Origin of the sequence: Pseudomonas sp. p50(2008), assembly GCF_015351605.1 — a bacterium.
Lineage (GTDB): Bacteria > Pseudomonadota > Gammaproteobacteria > Pseudomonadales > Pseudomonadaceae > Aquipseudomonas.
In genome coordinates, this window is record NZ_JACMYF010000037.1 from 1 (window position 1) to 1,641 (window position 1,641).

Here is a 1,641-nt window from a genome sequence, read left to right on the forward strand (position 1 = left end):
CAAAGCCTTTCGGCTGGTGCGAATGCTCCTTCCGTTCGTGCTGAAGCTGACGCTCTTGCACAATGCCTACCCCGGCGAATGGGTAGCGTATCGAAAGATCCTTGCCAGCATGCAGGATCCCGGCCTTGGCGCTGCTCAGAGCTGCACGTTCATGTGCAATGTGAACGGTCTTCTGTCCGTCGCTGACAGCTTGGATTACCTGATTGCCCTGGAAGCCAAGGATCTTGCCCTCGTAGGTCTGACCACGCTCAGCATTCTTAATGGCAGGCATATCCATCGGTTTGGAAACGGCCAGAGCTTCGGCAGGCTTGCCAGCGGCAGCACCGGAAGGCCCCGATTTTTGCAGCTCCAGCGCTTCCTTGAACGAGGTTTTGAAGTCGGCAGCGCCTGGCATGTTGTCGAACGGCAGATCCTTGTAATACTGGCTACCTTCCTTGCCCACCTGGGCGAATACGCGAGCGCCGCCGCCTTGCTGAACGGTCATCACAGTCTTGTCGGAAAGCTCGGCCTTGAACCAGGCAGCGCCCGCTTCCTTCGGATCGGTGAACGTCTGCAGTTCCTTGCCTTTCTGGAACAGTTGGTACGTGGTCTGGTCAGTGTTTTGCTTTTCCATATGCGTTCCCTCTCAGTATTTCGCCTTGAAAGCGATTCCTTGATCCCAGCGGCTTTGCCAATGGTTCAAGTAGGTTTCAGCGAGCGCCGGGTCATTCCAGACCACTAGTGCGTTCTCGCTGTTGCTCTTGGCCGCTGCAGCGGTGAAGTTGAAACTGCCCGTTTCGACCGTCATACCGTCCACCACCATGAACTTGTCGTGATGGATGGCGTACGCATCGACAGTGCGAGTCGGTATCCCTGCTTTCGCCAGAAGCGTCAGTGCGTGGCGAGCGGCTGACGTGCGTTGTTCCTGCAGGTTGCTGCGATGGTCAGCAACAACGGCAACATCGACCCCGCGCTGTTTCGCAGCGATCAGCGCACGGGTTACGTCCGGGTTAGTGAACACGTAAGCAGACAGGCGAATGGAGCTGCTTGCTACCTCAATGGTTCGCAGCACCAGTTTTTGCGCCGATCCCTCCGGCGAAAAGCCGACTTCAATACGCCGGGGGCCATCTACTTCAGCGGCCAGGGCCAGCGTCTGAACGCTGGCCCCCGCGATCAATGCAAACGCCAATGCCAATGGCTTGAGCACACTAGAAGCCATTCGGGACGCTCCCCCAAATGTCGTTGGCCTTTTTGGCCAGGCCCTCATCGTCCTTGCACGAAGCAACCGCGTCTCCCCGGGCTGCTTTCGTACGCGACGGGCTGAAATTGCCGTGCTTGTAACGCTTAATGCCGAAATAGTTTTTGATGTACTTGTCGCAGTCGCCATCACGGGTCATGCCCAGCAGGCAGAGCACTGCGCCACAAGCATCCGGGTCGCTGTCATGCCCATATGGGAGGTCGGTAGCATTGACAGCACCGGACAAAAACAGCGCACCGAGCAGCGCAGCAAATGGAAGTTTTTTCATAAATCCCCCTTTTCTCGCGTGCGAGAAATTCAGTTGATGATCTGTACGAAAGAAGGTGCTGCTTGGGCTTGGGCTTGCACCGGAGCCGGAGCCGATGCAGGTGCTGCGAGCGGCTGGTCAAAGCGCTGGAATCGCT

The 1,641-nt window shown here is 57.3% G+C and carries 3 protein-coding genes; all 3 read right to left on the bottom strand.

Annotation, left to right across the window (positions count from 1 at the left end):
- Positions 1–613 (bottom strand): KfrB domain-containing protein (locus H7698_RS31060; RefSeq protein ID WP_208525921.1); only part of this gene is annotated, 613 nt, incomplete at its 3' end.
- A 12-nt stretch (positions 614–625) separates the two neighbouring features.
- A complete protein-coding gene (locus H7698_RS31065) occupies positions 626–1,198 on the bottom strand; it encodes a phospholipase D family nuclease (RefSeq protein ID WP_016715828.1) in 573 nt (190 codons plus the stop codon).
- Complete coding sequence (locus H7698_RS31070; RefSeq protein WP_016715827.1) at positions 1,188–1,505, bottom strand: TrbM/KikA/MpfK family conjugal transfer protein; 318 nt, start codon at positions 1,503–1,505, stop codon at positions 1,188–1,190. The genes H7698_RS31065 and H7698_RS31070 overlap by 11 nt, the downstream gene beginning before the upstream one ends.
- Between the last annotated feature and the right edge of the window lie 136 nt (positions 1,506–1,641).